Source organism: Mesorhizobium bavaricum (genome assembly GCF_056781655.1).
Genome location: NZ_CM165566.1, coordinates 419,273 through 436,376, shown reverse-complemented (window position 1 = coordinate 436,376; position 17,104 = coordinate 419,273). Strand labels below are relative to the sequence as shown.

Sequence of the window (17,104 nt, the reverse complement as noted above, 5' to 3'; positions counted from 1 at the left end):
AATACGAAACCCGTTCAACAGGAGACATGAATGACCTTGGCTAAAAAACTCGTACTTTTGCTGATGGCCGCAGGAATGCTGCTTGCCGTCTTCCTCGAAAGCGTTCCGGCGCAGAGCGAAGAGATGAAACACGACATGGGTGCCATGTCGACGGATGCGACAAGCCCTTCGACCGAAGGCTACAAGGCGGCGATGGACAAGATGCATGCCGACATGATGGCCTCCGAATATAGCGGCAATGCCGATATCGATTTCGTCCGTGGCATGATCCCGCATCATCAGGGCGCCATCGACATGGCCAAGGTCGAGCTTGCCAACGGCAAGGATCCGGAAATCCGCAAGCTGGCGGAGGGGGTCATCGCCGCGCAGGAAGCCGAGATCAAGCAGATGCAGGACTGGCTCGCAGCCCATCCGGCGAAGTAAGCCCTTTTCGCGAAGCAGAATCCGGGGAGGACTCTCTCTGGATTTCTCGCCGAGGGTGTGATGCGATCCGGTCTCAACTGGAGCCCGCCATGCTGTCGATCATCAGAACCACCACGCTGCCGTCCGGTGAAACAATCCCCGTTCTCGGTCAGGGCACATGGAAGATGGGCGAGGATTCGCGACGCCGTGCCAACGAGGTGAGTGCCCTCAAGCTCGGCCTCGACCTTGGCATCAGGCTGATCGACACCGCCGAAATGTATGCCAGCGGCGGTGCCGAGGAGGTGGTCGCCGAGGCCATTGCCGGGCGCCGCGACGAGACCTTTCTCGTTTCCAAGGTGCTGCCGACCAACGCCTCGCGCTCCGGCGTGCAGCGCGCCTGCGAGAACAGCCTGAAGCGGCTGCGCACCGACCGCATCGATCTCTATCTGCTGCACTGGCCCGGCAGCGTGCCGCTGGCGGAAACCGTCGCGGCCTTCGAGGCGCTGAAAGAGGCCGGCAAGATCCGCCACTGGGGCGTCAGCAATTTCGACACCGACGAGATGGAAGAACTGGTCAGCCTTCCCAAAGGCGACAACGTCCAGACCAACCAGGTGCTCTACAATCTGGTTCGGCGCGGTCTCGAATTCGACCTGGCGCCGTGGAGCCGGCAGCGCGGCATACCCTTGATGGCCTATTCGCCGGTCGAGCAGGGCGCGCTGGCGCGCAATACTGGGCTCGACGCCGTCGCCGCCCGCCATGGCGCGACCCCGGCGCAGATCGCATTGGCCTGGGTGATGCACCAGCAGGGCGTCATCGCCATCCCGAAGGCCAGCAGCCAGGAGCATGTCCGCCAGAATTTCGCAGCGCTCGACATCGAGCTTACGCCGCAGGACATCGCCGATCTCGATCGCGTCTTTCCACCGCCGACCCGCAAGCGGGGGCTGGAGATGGTGTGAACGGGCGGTTCCGGCAGCTCCGATTGCAAAAAGAGCTACTTCCCAGCCAGTCCCTTGAGGCGGTAAAGAGCCTCAAGCGCTTCCCTTGGCGTCATCTCGTCGGGGCTGATCGCACCGAGGGCCTCGCTGAGCGCGTCGCTCTTGGCCGGCTTCGGCGCTTCGCGCTTCACCGCCACTGAAAACAGCGGCAGGTCGTCGACCAGCCGGTTGGTCTTGCCCGAAACTTCGCCTTCTTCCAGCTGGTGCAGCACTTCCTTGGCCCGGTCGACCACTGCTTCCGGCAGGCCGGCCAGCCGTGCCACCTGCACGCCATAGGAACGGTCGGCGGCACCCTTGCCGACCTCGTGCAGGAAGACGACGTCGTTTTCCCACTCCTTGACCCGCATGGTGACGTTGTGGAGCCGGGCCAACTTGCCGGCCAGCGAGGTCATTTCGTGGAAATGGGTGGCGAAGATCGCCCGGCAACGGTTCTTCTCGTGCAGGTACTCCACCGCTGCCCAGGCGATCGACAGGCCGTCGAAGGTGGCGGTGCCGCGGCCGATCTCGTCGAGGATCACCAGCGCCCGTTCGCCGGCCTGGTTGAGGATCGCCGCCGTCTCGACCATTTCGACCATGAAGGTCGAGCGGCCGCGCGCCAGATCGTCCGAGGCGCCGACGCGCGAGAACAGCCGGTCGACGACGCCGATATGGGCCGATGCCGCCGGCACGAACGATCCGGTTTGCGCCAGGATGGCGATCAGCGCGTTCTGCCGCAGGAACGTCGACTTGCCGCCCATGTTGGGGCCGGTCAGAAGCCAGATCGCGCCGTTCCTGGCGCTGCCCTCCGGCGACAGGTCGCAATCATTGGCGACGAACGGGCCCTCGCCGGAGCGTCGCAATGCCTGCTCGACCACCGGATGCCGGCCGCCCGAAATCTCGAACGCGAGGCTGGAGTCCACCACCGGCCGGCACCAGGCTTCGCTTTCCGACAAAAGCGCGAGCGCCGCCGACACGTCGAGCACGGCAAGCGCGTCGGCGCCGGCGCGGATCCTCTGCGCCTCGCTGACCGCTTCCGCCGTCAGCGCATCGAAGGCGGCAAGCTCGATGCTCAGCGCCCGGTCGGCGGCGTTGGCGATCTTCGTCTCGAGTTCGGCGAGTTCGGTCGTCGTGAAGCGCATGGCGTTGGCCATCGTCTGGCGGTGGATGAAGCGCGCCTTGGCGCCATCGCTGCCGGTCATCACGGCATGGTGGTTGGCGGTCACTTCGATGTAATAGCCAAGCACATTGTTGTGCCGGATCTTCAGCGAGCGGATGCCGGTCTCGTCGATCAGCGAGCGCTCCAGCCCGGCGATGACTTTTCGCGATTCGTCGCGCAGCGCCCGCATCTCGTCGAGTTCAGGATGGTAGCCGCCGCGAACGAAGCCGCCGTCGCGCCTGAGCAGCGGCAGCTCGTCGCCGAGCGCCTGCGTCAGGTGCTGGGCAAGCGCCCTGGGCAGCGCCTCGATGGCGCCCAGCGCCGTCGTCAGTTCCTGGGGCAAGGTGGTCTCGCCGAAGATCCCGGCGATCGCGCCGGCCGCTTCGAAACCGGCGCGCAGCGCGCCGAGGTCGCGCGGGCCGCCCCGGTTCAGTGCCAGCCGGGACAAGGCGCGCGGCATGTCGGCGACGCTCTTCAGGCTCGACCGCACCGCCTGGCATAGCCGCGCTTCCGAACGGAAGAACGACACCGAGTCCAGCCTGGCGCCGATCGCTGCCGGGTCGGTCAGCGGCGCCATCAGCCGGTCGGCGAGCAGCCTTGCGCCGCCGCCGGTCGCCGTGCGGTCGATCGCTTTGAACAGCGACCCTTCGCGGCTGCCCGACAGCGTGCGCAGCAGTTCCAGATTGCCGCGTGTCGCCGGATCGATGAACAGGGTCGAGCCTTGCTCCTCGCGCTCCGGCCGCGACAGCGGCGGGCGCTCGGCCTTCTGCGTCTTCTCGACATAGGCGATGGCGCCCGAGATCGCCGACAATTCGGCGCGCGAGAAGGCGCCGAAGCTGTCCGGCGTCGCCACATCGAAGAAGCGGGCGATGCGCCCCGTGGCCGAGGCCGAATCGAATAGCGAGGGCGGTTGCGGGTTGGCGACGCGGCCAAGCACGTCGAACACCGGCTTCAGTTCGGGATCGTAGAACACCGGCTCGGCAACGATCAGCTCGCGCGGATCGACACGGAAGATGTCGGCCAGCAGCCTGTCGGCGGTGGTGTCGGTAACACGGAAGGCGCCGGTCGAGATGTCGATCCAGGCCAATGCGAAGGCGTGTTCCGCGCCACCCTTCACCCGCCCCAGCGCCATCAGGAAACTCGATTCCGACGGCGCCAGCAATTTGTCCTCGGTGATCGTGCCCGGCGTCACTAGCCGCACCACGTCGCGGCGCACCACCGATTTGCCGCCGCGTTTCCGGGCCTCGGCGGGATCCTCGATCTGCTCGCAGACGGCAACGCGGAAACCCTGGCCGATCAGCTTCTGCAGGTAATCGTCGGCCGCATGTACCGGCACGCCGCACATCGGAATGTCGTGGCCCTGGTGCTTGCCGCGCTTGGTCAGCACGATGCCCAGCGCCCGGCTTGCCTTCTCGGCATCGTCGAAGAACAGCTCGTAGAAATCGCCCATGCGATAGAACAGCAGCGAATCCGGGTTCGCCGCCTTGATCTCGATGAACTGCTCCATCATCGGCGTGACGGCGGCAGCGGCTGTCGGCAATGGCGTCATCGCCTCGGGAGCGTCGGGCTCGTTCGGGGTGTGCATGTTCATGCGCGACACGCTAGCAGATGTGATCGCGCGGTTTAATGCCGGCGCTTCGAAAAACGGGGGACGACCGATACGGCCGCTTGCTCGCAATCGCCAGCACCAACCGCGATTCCCGAACGCTGGCGGTTTACACGCGGCGGCGTGTGGTCTTAATTCGGTGCCGACACAAGGCACCCCGCTTCAAGGAGGTGCCGCACCGGCGAGGAAATCAAAAGCATCATGGCCAGGAAAACCGAGAACAGCGGTCCGTCCGTCAGTGCGCAGGAAGCGCTCGAATTCCACGCCATGGGCCGTCCCGGCAAGCTGGAGGTCGTCGCCACCAAGCCGATGGCGACGCAGCGTGACCTCAGCCTAGCCTATTCGCCTGGCGTCGCGGTTCCTGTTCTGGCCATCGCCGAGGACCCCAGCCGCGCCTTCGACTACACGACGCGCGGCAACATGGTCGCCGTCATCTCCAACGGCACTGCCATCCTTGGTCTCGGCAATCTCGGCGCGCTGGCCTCCAAGCCGGTCATGGAAGGCAAGGCGGTGCTGTTCAAGCGCTTCGCTGACGTCGATTCCATCGACCTCGAGGTCGATACCGAGGACGCCGACGAGTTCATCAACTGCGTGCGCTTCCTCGGCCCGTCTTTCGGCGGCATCAACCTGGAGGACATCAAGGCGCCGGAGTGCTTCATCATCGAGCAGCGGCTGCGCGAGCTGATGGACATCCCGGTCTTCCATGACGACCAGCACGGCACCGCCATCATCTCGGCCGCCGGTTTGATCAACGCGCTGGAGATCACGGGCCGCGACATGAAAACCACGAAGATGGTCTGCAACGGCGCCGGCGCGGCCGGCATCGCCTGCATCGAATTGATGAAGGCAATGGGTTTTGCGCCTGACAACATCATCCTGTGCGACACCAAGGGCGTGGTCTTCCAGGGCCGCACCGAAGGCATGAACCAGTGGAAGTCGGCGCATGCGGTCAAGACCGAGGCGCGCAGCCTCGCCGAGGCACTCGACGGCGCCGACGTTTTCCTCGGTCTCTCCGCCAAAGGCGCGCTGACGACCGCCATGGTGCAGTCGATGGCCAAGAACCCGATCATCTTCGCCATGGCCAATCCCGACCCGGAAATCACGCCGGAGGAAGTCGCCGAAATCCGCACAGATGCCATCATGGCCACCGGGCGTTCGGACTATCCGAACCAGGTCAACAACGTGCTCGGCTTCCCCTACATCTTCCGCGGCGCGCTGGATGTGCGGGCCACCACCATCAATGACGACATGAAGATCGCCGCCGCGCGCGCTTTGGCCGACTTGGCGCGCAAGGACGTGCCCGACGACGTCGCCGCCGCCTATCAGGGCAACCGGCCGAAATTCGGCCCCAACTACATCATTCCGGTGCCGTTCGACCCGCGGCTGATCTCGGCCATCCCGATCGCGGTGGCCAAGGCGGCGATGGATTCAGGCGTCGCCCGCAAGCCGATCCTCGATCTCGACCGCTATGCCCAGGAACTCTCCGCCCGCCGCGACCCGATCGCCTCGACCCTGCAACGCATCTATGACCGCGTGCGTCGCCAGCCCAAGCGCATCGTCTTCGCCGAAGGCGAGGAGGAACAGGTGATGCGCGCCGCCGTCTCCTATGTGAACCAGCGGCTCGGCACCGCCATCCTGCTCGGCCGCGACGACGTCATCAAGGAGAACGCCAAGCACGCCGGCATCGACCTCAACAAGCAAGGCATCGAGATCATCAATGCCCGGCTGTCGCGCCGCAACGGCATCTACACCGACTATCTCTACGAGCGCATGCAGCGCAAAGGGTTCCTATTCCGCGACTGCCAGCGGCTGATCAACAACGACCGCAACCACTTCGCGGCCTGCATGGTAGCGCTGGGCGATGCCGACGGCATCGTCACCGGTGTCACCCGCAACTATTCGACCGCGCTCGACGACATCCGCCGCGTCATCGACGCCAAGCCCGGCCACCGCGTCATCGGCGTCTCGATCGTGCTGGCGCGGGGTAAAACTGTCCTCGTCGCCGACACCGCCGTGCACGACATGCCGAACGCCGAGCAGATCGCCGACATCGCCGAGGAGGCGGCAGGCTTTGCCCGCCGCATGGGTTATGAGCCAAGGCTCGCCATGCTCGCCTATTCGACCTTCGGCCATCCGCAGGGCGAGCGTTCCGAACGCGTCCAGGAAGCCGTGCGCATCCTCGACAAGCGCCGTGTCGATTTCGAGTATGATGGCGAAATGGCCGCCGACGTCGCGCTCAACGCCCGCGCCATGGCGCAATATCCGTTCATCCGCCTCACCGGCCCAGCCAACGTGCTGATCATGCCGGCGTTCCACTCGGCCTCGATCTCGACCAAGATGCTGCAGGAACTCGGCGGCTCGACCGTCATCGGCCCGTTGCTGGTTGGCCTCAACAAGCCGGTGCAGATCGTCTCGCTCAACGCCAAGGACAGCGACATCGTCAACATGGCGGCGATCGCGGCGTATACGGCGGGTGCTTGAGGAGCGGTCGCAGCGGACGAAAAGTCCGCGAATGCTTTTCGAGTGAGGCAAGGCCTTGTTCGAGGGCACGTGAACGGGATCACCGGCGCCACGGATGTGTGCAATCGCAGGAATCCTGCGATTCAAGCCGAATTTGCGGGAAAATCAGCGAAATCCATAAGATATTGATAATATTCGGTTGTTATACCAGAGAGCTGTCGTCGATGTGCCAGCGCGGCATTTTGGACAGACTGGGGTGGTGACAATCATGGATTTGCAGCCGTGAAGCACGATACGACTCCCGCATCCGTGGTCGGCCAGGGAGCCTATCACGACGAGCGCCTGGATGCGCTTCTCAGCATCACCGGCCGCATGGATGGCTACCTCTACCGCTGCCGTAACGATGCGTCCTACACCATGCTCTATATCAGCGACGGTATTCTCACCGTCAGCGGCTATCCGCCCATGGATTTCGTGCACAACGCCGTGCGCGACTACGTCTCGGCCATCCACCCGGACGACCTCGCCTCGGTCTATGCCGCCGTCGACGCCGCGCTCGAAGCGCGCCGTAACTGGAACGTCGACTACCGCATCGTACCGAGGGCCGGCGAACCGCTTTGGGTCCGCGAGATCGGCGGCGGTGTCTGGGACGACGCCGGCGAACTCGAATTCCTGGAAGGCTTCGTGGTCGACATCAGCGACCGCAAGGTTGTCGAGGACCTCAATTCCCAGCTGCTGCTGGATCTGAAGACCGCCAACGAGGAGCTATCCGTGCAGAAGCGCGAGATCGAATTGGCGAAGCAGCAGAGCGACCATTCGGCCAACCACGATCTGTTGACGGACCTGCCCAACCGGCGCGCCTTCCACAACGAACTCAAATCGGTGGTCGCCCGCTGCGGCGCCACGGGCGAGGCGGCCGGTCTTCTGTTCATCGACCTCGACCGCTTCAAGGAAGTCAATGATACGCTCGGGCACGAGGCCGGCGATGCGCTGCTGCAGCGCGTATCGAGCCAGCTTCGCTCGATCCTGCGCAGCGCCGATTTCGTGGCCCGGCTTGGCGGTGACGAGTTCGCTTTCCTGTTCTCGGGCGACGCCGATCTGGCACAGCAGAAGGCCGTGCGCGTTGCCGAACGCATCCTGGAAAGGTTGCGGATCAAGGTTCCCACGCCGAATGGCGCCATCCAGGTCGGCTGCACCGTTGGCGTGGCCATGTATCCGGCGGAAGCCGCCGATTCCGAAGCGTTGATCGCACTCGCCGACCGGCTGATGTACATCGGAAAAAAGAGTGGCCGCAACCGCTTGGTCACCGCCAAGGAAATGGCGCCGCAACAGCCATCGTCCGGGCCTCGCCACTCAATTCGCAAGACCGCCTAGGCGCGTCTATCGGGAGTGTGAACCAAAGCACTCAGCCTGGCGCGAACACGCGTGCGGCCTCGACGACCTCATCGACCTGATCCTGGCGGAGCAGATCGATCGGAGTGCGGCCTTCGAGCTGCGCCGAGGGACGCGTCAGCCACAGCCAGGCCAGCCTGGGATTGCTGATCAGGGCCTGCACGTCGCGGATGCCGGCGACCGGCCTGCCGTCGACGAACTGCGCTAGCGGGAAGACGTGCTTGCGGCCGCCCTTGCGCAGGGCGATGACCTCACTCCGCCTTTGCCAGCGATGCAGGGTCGAGCGGGCGATGCGCAAGTTCTCTTCCAGATAGGTCGATCCGGCGACGCGGCCGGCCCAGTCCTCGATCAGCATCGATTCGAGGTCGTCGGCTCGCTGCGGCGAGGAAGCAGGTCCATCGATATCCACCAGGGATGCCGGCGGCAGCCCCGTTGCGCCGCTTGTGCCGGCCTCGCTGCGGCGCGCGGCTTCCGCCGCTAGCGCGCGCACGAATTTCGATGCAAGGCCGGGAAGGTCGGCATGGATGGCATCGATGGCGCGCTGATGCTTCGGCGACAGCAAGGTGACGGCGGACGCTATGCTGCCGGCGATCTTGCCGACCGAGACCATGGTGGGTTTGTTGATGGCCTCGTCATAGTGGGCAAGGGCACGTTCGACCTTTTCCGCGACCATCTCCGCGAAGTCATTGGGCTTGATGCCGGTGCTCTGGAACTGAAATCTGTTCATGCATCTGTCTTCTGGCCGCGCGCTCCCCTCCCACAGCTGCGGCCGGTTGTTGAACGGCTACAGCGGAAAGCGGAAATCGCGGCGGCAACAGATGCTACGGCCCGACAGCATGCTGTCTTGCATTTTTTAACACCCCAACTGGCTGCGGGCACCCTGAAATGTCAGTCCGAGGTCGCCTCGATTGCGTGTAGGTTGGATGTATGACAGCTGCGCGACGGTGAGAAGCGATCCTCGTAGCGGACGAAAAGCCAACTGCTTGGCTTTTCGAGCTTCGAACGGTGAAGACCCGGTCCGCCTTCGGGCGGATCAAAAGGTCCAGTGGACCTTTTGAAGGGCTGGGAGCCTGCGACGGGCTGGAGCGCGGCCCGGCTACGGTACAGGTGCGGGACTTTCGGCCTACAGCAACCCCGCCTGTTCCGCCTCGCGGCGCAGGTTCTGGCGCGGGCGCGGGCCGATCTGCTGGATCACCAATCCGGCCGCCAGTGAGCCAAGGTCGCCGCAGACCTTGAGGTCGCGGCCTTGGGTGTAGCCATGCAGGAAACCGGCGGCATAGAGATCGCCGGCGCCTGTCGTGTCGACCAGTTCCTTGATCGCCGTCGCCTGGATGACCACGGTCTCGTCGCCGCACACGATGACCGAACCTTTTTCCGAGCGGGTGACGGCGGCGATCCGGCAATCCTTGCGGATCTGTGCCAGCGCCTCGTCGAACGACGATGTCTGGTAGAGCGACTTGATCTCGTGGCTGTTGGCAAAGACGATGTCGACCGTGCCCGAGCGCATCAGGTCGAGGAACTCGTCGCGGTAGCGGTCGACGCAGAACGAATCCGAGAGGGTCATCGACACTTCGCGGCCCGCCGCGTGCGCCAGCTTGGCCGTCTGCCGGATCGCCTCCTTGGCGCGCGGCGGGTCCCACAGATAACCTTCGAAATAGGTGACCTTGGCGCCGGACGCCTTGTCGGCCTCGACATCCTCCGGTCCGAGCTCGACGCAGGCGCCGAGATAGGTGTTCATCGAGCGTTCGCCGTCGGGGGTGACGAAGATCATCGAGCGCGCCGTCGGCGGCAGGCCTGACAGCGGCCTGGTGTCGAAGGCGACGCCCTGCGCATGGATGTCGTGCGCATAGATTTCGCCGAGCGCATCGTTGGAGACCTTGCCGAAGAAGGCGGCGCGGCCGCCGAAGCTGGCGACGCCGGCCGCCGTGTTGCCGGCGCTGCCGCCGGACGCTTCGATCGCCGGGCCCATGCGGCTGTAGAGGAGTTCGGCGCGCTGGGTGTCGATGAGGTTCATCGCACCCTTGATGATGCCGTTGGTCTCGAGGAATTCCTCGTCGCACTGGGCGATGATGTCGACAATGGCATTGCCGATGCAAAGCACGTCATAATCCGGCATCAATGTCTCCGCCAAAAACCCCAGCCGGCTTCTTGCCACGCTGGCCGGGCGCGGGTCTAGCGATTTGAAACCGGTTTGCCTAGGGTGTGTTGATATTCAGGTGATGCCGGCCTGCAAACGGTGGTACCTGGCTTCCGGTGCTCACGTACAGAAAGTACGGTCCGCCCCGGTTCTCGGACCCCACCGTTTTCGACTCGGCCTGACCTGAACCTCACCCCATCCTTCGAGCGCGCAACTTCAACGGATCAGGCCGGAACAAAGACGCATCTGCAACGAGGCGCTATGACAATTCGACCGTGGCCGAAGCATTTCATCGCGGCGCCGCCTACAAGCCTGATCAGCCGATCATTTTTCGAAGGCGAGCCAGTCCATGCCGACAAAAAACGGGCCGACAAAGAACGATATGACGACCGACCTGGCGCTGCTCGCCGTGCTGGCGGTGCTTTGGGGCGCCTCCTATACCTTCATCAAGATCGGTGTCGAAACGATCCCGCCGGTCACGTTCATTGCCGCGCGCACCCTGATTGCCGGCGGTATCCTGTTCGTCATCATCCGCTGGCGTGGGCTCACCATCCCGGGCGGCACGGCAAGCTGGCGCCGCTTCGCCTTCCAGGCATGCCTCAACAGCGTCGTGCCGTTCACGCTGATCGCTGCGGCCGAACGCTCGGTTGACGCAGGCCTCGCCACCATCCTCAACGCGACCTCGCCGATCTTCACCTTCCTGCTGACCGCGCTCATCACCCGCCATGAACCGGTCACGTTGCGCAAACTGATTGGCGTCGGCGCCGGCATCGCCGGCATCTGTCTCATCATCGGCACCGAGGCGCTGGATGGTCTCGGTCACGAGCTCTGGGCGCAACTGGCAATCGTCGCGGCGACGATCTGCTATGCCGCTGCGGCGATTTTCGGCCGTGGCTTCAAGGGCCTCGATCCGATGCTGCCCGCCGCCGGTTCGATGCTCTGCGGCGCCATCATGTTGGTGCCGCTCAGCCTGATGGTCGACCAGCCCTGGACGCTGACACCGTCGACGGCCTCGATCCTGGCCTTGCTCGGCCTGTCGGTGTTTTCTACCGCGCTGGCCTTCGTCATCTATTTCCGCCTCATCCACACACTGGGCTCGGTCGGCACCACCTCGCAAGCCTATCTGCGCGTGCCGATCGGCGTCGGCATCGGCGCCGTCTTTCTCGGCGAAAGCCTTGGGTCGACGGCGTGGCTTGGCATGGGTTTTGTTGTCGCCGGCGTCGCGGCGATGACCATCCCGGTTCGAAAGCCGGCACTCGCTCGATAACGCAATTCCAGGAAAAGTGTGAAGCGGTTTTCCGTCCGGAATTGCGTCAAGACAAAGAGCCATCGGCGCTTGTGACGGCCGGGCGCCTCGCCTATCTCCGAGGCGACCCGTTCGACAAGAGGTTGGAAGCACCGTGATCTCAAGCGCCGCCCGCGCCGCCGCCGGCCAGTTGTTCTCGCCCGAGTTCCGTTCGGTGTTCATCAAGACGCTGGGCTTGACCTTGCTGGCGCTGGTGGCCTTGTGGTTCGGGCTCACCAGCTTCGTCGAGTGGCTGGCCCTGCCATGGCTCCACGCGCTGCTGCCCGGTATGCCGTCCTGGGCCGGCGCGCTGGGCGGCATCATCGCCGCCATCGCGCTGGCCTTCGGCATGGCGTTGCTCATCGCACCGGTGACGGCGATCGTTGCCGGCTTGTTTCTCGACGACATCGCCGAGGTGGTCGAACGCACCGACTATCCCCGCGATCCGACCGGACGCGCCATGCCCGCGCTGCGCTCGCTGGTCTTGTCAGCCAGGTTCCTGGGCGTCGTCATCCTCGGCAACATCGTCGCCCTGCTGCTTCTCTTGGTGCCGGGTGTCAACATTGCCGCCTTCTTCATCGTCAATGGTTATCTGCTCGGCCGCGAGTTCTTCGAATTCGCGGCCATGCGCTTTCGCCCGGAAGAAGAGGCCAGGGCCTTGCGCAGGCACTATGCCGGCACAGTGTTTCTCGCCGGGCTAGTCATATCAGCCTTCCTCGCCGTGCCGCTGCTCAACCTGGTGACGCCGCTGTTCGCCGCCGCCATGATGGTGCATCTGCACAAGGCGATTTCGGCACGGGAAGCTGGCTAGACCTGAATATCGGCGAATTTGGCGAAGGAGAAATCCGCGTCCGAACTCGTCACGGTTCTCAGCGGCCCGCCGCCCGTCGACGACGGCAAGCGTCATGCGACAGGCCTCTTTCAAGTTGAAGATTTGGCAAACAGCGCCTGCAATTTGCCGAACGGCATGGCGGCGCGGGTAAAGCCGAACGTTCCGTCCTGCTGGATCTCGCGTGCTGCCGTTTCCAGCATGCCATAGGCAAAATTGGTCAGCCACGGCCCGAGCGAAATGCGTTTGACGCCGGCCGTGGCGAGATCGGTAATGGTGAAATCGGGCCTCGCCATGACGTTGACCGGCTTGCTTACCGCCGAGCAGATCGTGCGGACCATCTCGACATCGCCGATGCCTGGCGCATAAAGCACGTCGGCGCCGGCCTTCTCGAAGGCCTGCAGCCGCTTGATCGTGTCGTCAAGGTCGGACTTGCCCCACAGGAAATTCTCGGCGCGAGCCGTGAAGACGAAATCGCGCTTCAACGCACGCGCCGCCTCAACGGCCGCCGCGACGCGCTCGACGGCGTGCGAGAAATCATAGATCGGCTTGTCCGGATCGCCGGTGTGGTCCTCGATCGAGCAGCCGGCAAGGCCGGCCGCTTCGGCCGCGAAGATGGTTTCGGCGGCACGCTCGGCGCTGTCGCCCTTGCCTTTCTCGAGGTCGGCCGAGACCGGCAGGCTGGTCGCCGCCGTCACTTCGCGGCAATGATGGATCATCGCCTCGAAGGTCACCGACCCGTCCGGCAGGCCGCGCGAAAAGGCAAAGCCGGCGCTGGTCGTCGCCAGCGCCTTGAAGCCGAACGAATCCAGCAGCTTCGTCGTGCCGACGTCCCAGGGATTGGGCATGACGAAAGTCGAGGCATGCAGGTCACGAAAGATCTTGCCCTTGTCCATGGTAGTTCCCCCATCATGTGCGGCGTGGCGGAGAGGATTCTAGCTTGCCCTCCTTGCCCGGGCAAACGAATGCGCTTGGTTCAGAAGCGTTTCTCGTTCTCTGCTGCCAATCTGTCCAGCGCGTCGGAATCCTTGACGTAGCGCGACGTTTTTGAGTCCCAGCGATAGGTGACCGAAATGTCCTGCGATGCCGCTTCGGGCGGGGCGTCGTCGCAGCTTTCTTCGCCGGGCACGGTGCTGTCTGTCACCGTCACCTTGATGGCGGTATAGGGTTGCCCGTTGGCGATGGTCTCGAACGCCACATCCTGCTTGCGGCTGTAGGCGCACAGCTTTTCATCGAACGTATAGATCATGTCGATCAGTTCGAACTTGTCGTCGCGGACCATGATCAGCGGCGTGATCACATAGTTTTGGTTCGAATTGAAATGCATGCTCATGGTGATGAGGACGTCATCGTTGGCGCTGACCGAAAGCTTGCCGGGTTCGCGGAAATAGGTGCCACGGTCGACGGCGACATTGACGGCGTCGAGAAGCGTCGGCTTGCCGGCAATGTCGTACAGCGCCAGCACCGCATAACCTTCGGCGCTGTCGGGAGAATCGCCGAGGTCGAACAGCATCGTCAGCCGGTCCTTGCCGCCGGCCTTGATGGCAAGCAATCCGGCACTGGAAAAGCCCGATGTCTCTGGCGGCGAACCGCCACTATCCGGCCCCTCGATATGCCGCATCTTGATCGGCAACCCGCCTTTGTAGAAGCCGTCCTTGTCTGCGGCGAGATCTGGAATGACCATCCTCGCCAGGTCGAGATAGTTGACGTCCTTGTGGCCCGGCAACGGGCTGGCGAGGTCCGGGAAGCTGACGGCTTGCGCATCCGCCGCGGTCCACAAGAACGGCAGCAGCATCAGGGCGACGATGAAGCGAAGCAGGTTCGTTGGCATGGGCGCCTCGGGCTGTCGGGCGCGCGGAAGGTAGCATAGCGGTCCGGGGCGTCCAGTCCGTCCGTCAACCCAGCGGGCAGCGGCCGCGGATCAGTGGATCGGCACCAGCCCGGCCAGTTCGCGCATGTCGTCGAACAGGATGCCGCCGGCCTGGATCAGGCCGTCGCGGTCGGAATAAGGGTCTCCATGATAGGAGAACACCCGCATGCCGGCGGCGATGCCGGCTTGTGTGCCGGCGACGCTGTCCTCGATGACGATGCAGTCGGCAGGCGTAAAGCCCATGGTCTTCGCCGCATGCAGGAACAGGTCGGGGAACGGCTTGCCGCGGCCGACCATGGTCGAGCTGAACATTGCATGTTCGAACAGTGGCAGCAGCCCGGTCTGGCCAAGCGTGATGTGCATCTTCGACACCCGGGCAGAGGTGGCGACGCAATAGGCGATACCGGCCGAACGCACCTTTTCGACAAACTCGCGGACGTAAGGGATCGCCTCGACCCCGTGGGCGAACAGGTCCGGCAGTCCGGCATTCCAGCGATCGACGAAACCGGCGCCGAGCCTGACGCTGGTTTCCTCTTCGATCTGCTTCTGCACCGACGCCATGCTGCGGCCGGAGAAATTCTTGCGGCAATATTCGAAGCTTGTCGGATAGCCAGCAGCGCTCAGCCATTCAGCGAGGCGTCGATTGGCGAGATTCTCGGTATCGACCAGAATCCCGTCGCAGTCGAAGATAACAAGTTTCGGAATTTGCATCAGGCGGTGCCGGTCGATCCGAACCCGCCCGAGCCACGCGCCGTGCCGCCGGCCAATGTCCGCTCTTCCACCGCCGCCTGCGTCACCGTCGCAAAAACGATCTGGGCGATGCGCATGCCGCGCGTCACCGCGAAATCCTCGTCGCCGAGATTGATCAGCAGCACCTTCACCTCGCCGCGATAGTCGCTGTCGATGGTGCCGGGTGTGTTGAGGACGGTAAGGCCATGTTTGAAGGCGAGGCCAGAGCGTGGCCGGACCTGGCCTTCCATGCCTTCGGGAATTTCCAGGATCAGCCCGGTCGGCACCAGTGCGCGCTTTCCCGGCAGGATCAGCAGCGGCCGGTCGTCGGGCACCGCGGCTCGCAGATCCATGCCGGCCGCACCGGTGCTTTCATAGGCGGGGAGGGGAAGTCCTTCACCGTGCGGCAACCTGACGAAGCCGACGGTCGGACCGATGACGGAGGGAGTTTGAAGGGCTGCGCGCATAAAATCGATCCTATCGGCGCGAACGGCGATTCGGTCAACTCGGCTCTGGCGCTATCAACGGCTTTCTTTCGGGCATCACTATGGCATGACCATCGGAACAACCGTCGTCTCCTTGATCTCCTCCATCACGAAGGAGGCGGAAACATCCGAAAGCGCCACCTTGGCGATGAGCCGCTGATACAGCCGGTCATAGGCCTTCACGTCGGCGACGCGGGCGCGCAGCACATAGTCGAGGTCACCGGACATGCGATAGACGCCGGTGATCTCGGGAAAGCCGGTCACCGCGGCCCGGAATTTCTGCAGCCAGTCCGGGTCGTGGTTGGACGTACGGATCAGGATGAATACCGAAAGGCCAAGCCCGAGCCTTTCGGCATCGACCAACGCCACGCGGCCGGTGATGACGCCATCCTCCTCAAGCCGCTTCACCCGGCGCCAGCAGGCATTGCGCGACAAGGTCACCCGTTCCGACAACTGGTCGACCGACAGCGTGCCGTCGCGCTGCAATTCAGTCAGCAATTTTCGGTCGATTTCATCGATTTCCAGCGCCATGTGGGATGTTTGTCCCATCGAATGGCCAAATACAAGGACATTTTGAGACCGATGAACCGGCAAAGCGTGTCAGGATACTCATATCAGGAACTCAAGCACTGAAGGGGAACCAGCATGTCGGCACGGCTCGCAAAGATCTTCACCTCGCATCCGGCCAAGGTCGGCGAAACCTATTTCGGCCATATGGCCTTTGCCGCCTGGTTCTCGTCGCGGTTGATGATGGCGGCGGGTGCCGCACTCGTTCACGCTTTCTTGCCATTTCTGTTTGAGACTACCGCCAGCCGAATCGTCCGCGAGCTTTACGAGCGGACGCACAACAGAGGCACACGCACGATCGAAGGCCCCTCGGCGCTTCCGGATCGTGCCTAGAGGACGACAGAGCGATGTGCCGGTGGGCGGCCTATTTCGGTGAAGCGGTCTTTCTCGAAGACATCCTCACGGCGCCCTGTCACTCGCTGATAGCCCAGAGCCATTGCGCCCAGGAAGCGAAATCGCCGACCAATGGCGACGGTTTCGGCCTTGCCTGGTATGGCGACCGTCCGGAGCCGGGTCTGTACCGCGATATCCTGCCGGCCTGGTCCGATCCCAATCTGAAGAGCCTGTGCCGGCAGATCAAATCCGGCCTATTCCTGGCCCATGTGCGGGCCTCGACCGGCGGCGCCACCAGCCGCATGAACTGCCATCCCTTCATTTCGGGCCGCTGGTCGTTCATGCACAACGGCCAGATCGGCGGCTTCGAAAAGATACGCCGCGCGCTGGAGAATTCGCTGTCCGACGCCGTCTTTGACCAGCGCGAAGGCACCACCGATTCCGAACTGTTTTTTCTCCTGATGATTGACGAGGGATTGGCCGCCGATCCTCAAGGCGCCGTCTCACGCGCCACCAGCCGGGTGCTCGACGCCTCGCGCCGCGCCGGCCTCGAGCCGGCGTTGAAACTCACCGCCGCCTTTTCGGACGGGCAGGCGCTGCATGCGGTGCGCTATGCCACCGACGCCCACGCCCCGACGCTCTACACCTCCGTCTTGCGCAAGGGCGGCGGCCGCTGCATCGTTTCCGAACCCTTCGACCGCGAGGGCGGCGACTGGCAGGCGATCCCGCCATCGAGCTTCGTCACCATGACCAGGGACGGCATCACCATCCGTCCCTTTGCTCCGGCATCGGCAAGGCTGGCACTGGCCGTCTAGTTGCAAATTGCAACAAGTCGCGGGACAGATCCGACCTCTATCGACCGCAGCGCAATTCCGATCA

General features: G+C 63.9%; 16 protein-coding genes. 8 read left to right on the top strand and 8 right to left on the bottom strand.

Annotated elements, in window-relative coordinates:
• The first annotated feature begins 30 nt into the window (after positions 1–30).
• Both copM and AC1RZR_RS02120 read left to right on the top strand, forming a co-directional pair.
• Positions 31–423 (top strand): CopM family metallochaperone, encoded by a 393-nt coding sequence (gene copM, locus AC1RZR_RS02125; protein ID WP_477272420.1) that lies wholly within the window; start codon positions 31–33, stop codon positions 421–423.
• An 89-nt stretch (positions 424–512) separates the two neighbouring features.
• A complete protein-coding gene (locus tag AC1RZR_RS02120) occupies positions 513–1,358 on the top strand; it encodes an aldo/keto reductase (protein ID WP_481827497.1) in 846 nt (281 codons plus the stop codon).
• Positions 1,359–1,393: 35 nt separating this feature from the next.
• On the opposite strand, the gene mutS is transcribed toward AC1RZR_RS02120, so the two are convergent.
• Positions 1,394–4,123, bottom strand: coding sequence for a DNA mismatch repair protein MutS (gene mutS, locus AC1RZR_RS02115; RefSeq protein ID WP_481827496.1), 2,730 nt, complete (start codon positions 4,121–4,123; stop codon positions 1,394–1,396).
• Between the two features lie 216 nt (positions 4,124–4,339).
• On the opposite strand from mutS, the gene AC1RZR_RS02110 reads away from it, so the two are divergent.
• Positions 4,340–6,619: an NADP-dependent malic enzyme gene (locus AC1RZR_RS02110; protein ID WP_477272426.1), complete on the top strand. Its 2,280-nt coding sequence runs from the start codon at positions 4,340–4,342 to the stop codon at positions 6,617–6,619.
• A gap of 261 nt (positions 6,620–6,880) precedes the next feature.
• Positions 6,881–7,972, top strand: a complete 1,092-nt coding sequence (locus tag AC1RZR_RS02105; protein WP_477272428.1) for a sensor domain-containing diguanylate cyclase — start codon at positions 6,881–6,883, stop codon at positions 7,970–7,972.
• Positions 7,973–8,003: 31 nt separating this feature from the next.
• Here the strand turns inward: AC1RZR_RS02105 and AC1RZR_RS02100 are convergent, their stop codons facing one another.
• Positions 8,004–8,717: an antitoxin Xre/MbcA/ParS-like domain-containing protein gene (locus AC1RZR_RS02100; RefSeq protein WP_477272430.1), complete on the bottom strand. Its 714-nt coding sequence runs from the start codon at positions 8,715–8,717 to the stop codon at positions 8,004–8,006.
• 396 nt (positions 8,718–9,113) lie between these two features.
• A complete protein-coding gene (locus AC1RZR_RS02095) occupies positions 9,114–10,106 on the bottom strand; it encodes an adenosine kinase (protein ID WP_477272432.1) in 993 nt (330 codons plus the stop codon).
• A 370-nt stretch (positions 10,107–10,476) separates the two neighbouring features.
• On the opposite strand from AC1RZR_RS02095, the gene AC1RZR_RS02090 reads away from it, so the two are divergent.
• Together AC1RZR_RS02090 and AC1RZR_RS02085 are read left to right on the top strand one after the other, a co-directional pair.
• Positions 10,477–11,394 carry a DMT family transporter gene (locus AC1RZR_RS02090; RefSeq protein WP_481827495.1) on the top strand — a complete coding sequence of 306 codons (918 nt, stop codon included), beginning with the start codon at positions 10,477–10,479 and terminating at the stop codon, positions 11,392–11,394.
• 133 nt (positions 11,395–11,527) lie between these two features.
• Positions 11,528–12,223, top strand: a complete 696-nt coding sequence (locus AC1RZR_RS02085) for a sulfate transporter family protein (RefSeq protein ID WP_477272436.1) — start codon at positions 11,528–11,530, stop codon at positions 12,221–12,223.
• A 110-nt stretch (positions 12,224–12,333) separates the two neighbouring features.
• On the opposite strand, the gene AC1RZR_RS02080 is transcribed toward AC1RZR_RS02085, so the two are convergent.
• The 5 genes from AC1RZR_RS02080 to AC1RZR_RS02060 form a co-directional block, all read right to left on the bottom strand.
• Positions 12,334–13,137, bottom strand: coding sequence for an isocitrate lyase/PEP mutase family protein (locus AC1RZR_RS02080; RefSeq protein ID WP_477272438.1), 804 nt, complete (start codon positions 13,135–13,137; stop codon positions 12,334–12,336).
• Positions 13,138–13,217: 80 nt separating this feature from the next.
• Entirely contained in the window at positions 13,218–14,072 is an 855-nt protein-coding gene (locus AC1RZR_RS02075) for a hypothetical protein (RefSeq protein ID WP_481827494.1), read from the bottom strand.
• 90 nt (positions 14,073–14,162) lie between these two features.
• Entirely contained in the window at positions 14,163–14,822 is a 660-nt protein-coding gene (locus AC1RZR_RS02070; protein WP_481827493.1) for an HAD family hydrolase, read from the bottom strand.
• Positions 14,822–15,307, bottom strand: coding sequence for a dUTP diphosphatase (dut, locus tag AC1RZR_RS02065; RefSeq protein WP_477272444.1), 486 nt, complete (start codon positions 15,305–15,307; stop codon positions 14,822–14,824). The genes AC1RZR_RS02070 and dut overlap by 1 nt, the downstream gene beginning before the upstream one ends.
• A 78-nt stretch (positions 15,308–15,385) precedes the next feature.
• A complete protein-coding gene (locus tag AC1RZR_RS02060; RefSeq protein ID WP_481827492.1) occupies positions 15,386–15,856 on the bottom strand; it encodes an Lrp/AsnC family transcriptional regulator in 471 nt (156 codons plus the stop codon).
• A 114-nt stretch (positions 15,857–15,970) separates the two neighbouring features.
• On the opposite strand from AC1RZR_RS02060, the gene AC1RZR_RS02055 reads away from it, so the two are divergent.
• On the top strand, positions 15,971–16,225 hold the full coding sequence (locus AC1RZR_RS02055; protein ID WP_481827491.1) for a DUF6356 family protein: 255 nt from the start codon (positions 15,971–15,973) through the stop codon (positions 16,223–16,225).
• A gap of 14 nt (positions 16,226–16,239) precedes the next feature.
• The gene (locus tag AC1RZR_RS02050; protein ID WP_481827490.1) at positions 16,240–17,040 is read left to right on the top strand and encodes a class II glutamine amidotransferase; all 801 of its coding nucleotides are present in this window, start codon (positions 16,240–16,242) and stop codon (positions 17,038–17,040) included.
• Positions 17,041–17,104: the final 64 nt, after the last annotated feature.